This window comes from Streptomyces sp. NRRL F-5630 (assembly GCF_000719475.1).
Lineage (GTDB): Bacteria > Actinomycetota > Actinomycetes > Streptomycetales > Streptomycetaceae > Streptomyces.
Genome location: NZ_JOGO01000193.1, coordinates 1 through 659, shown reverse-complemented (window position 1 = coordinate 659; position 659 = coordinate 1). Strand labels below are relative to the sequence as shown.

General features: G+C 68.0%; 1 protein-coding gene. It reads right to left on the bottom strand.

Features of this window, described 5'->3' with window-relative positions:
* Positions 1–659: AMP-binding protein (locus IF99_RS31395; RefSeq protein ID WP_037828302.1), on the bottom strand; the 659-nt coding region annotated here is incomplete at both ends.

Genomic DNA, 659 nt, shown 5'->3' with positions numbered 1-659 from the left:
TGATCTGGTCGTCGGTGCGGCCTTCGTAGAGGAGGTCGCCGTTGGTGTTCCAGCGGGCGAGGTCGCCGGTGCGGTACATGCGGGTTCCGGGTTCTCCGTGGGGGTCGGCCACGAAGCGGGTGGCGGTCAGGGCGGGCTTGTTGAGGTAGCCGCGTGCCAACTGGGCTCCGGCTATGTACAGTTCGCCGGTCACGCCGGGCGGCACGGGGCGCAGCGCTTCGTCCAGGATGTACGCCCGTGTGTTCCACACCGGGCGGCCGATGGGCACCGGCCGGGTGTCCGCCGGGGCGAGTTGGTGGGTGGCGGTGACGTCGATGGTGGTCTCGGTCGGCCCGTACAGGTTGTGCAGCCGTACGCGGGGGAGCAGTGTGAGGCACCGCTCGGCCAGGTCGGGTGAGAGGGTTTCGCCGCTGGTGATCAGCAGCCGGAGGTTGGTGGTGTGGGTGGCTTGGGGGTGGTCGAGGAATGCTTGGAGCATGGAGGGGACGAAGTGGGCGACGGTGGTGCCTGTGGTGGTGATCAGGTGGTGGAGGTAGGCGGGGTCTTTGTGTCCTTCGGGTCGGGCGAGGGTCAGGGTGGCGCCGGTGGTGAGGGGCCAGAAGAGTTCCCAGACGGAGACGTCGAAGGTGGGAGGTGTTTTCTGGAGTACCCGGTCTGTT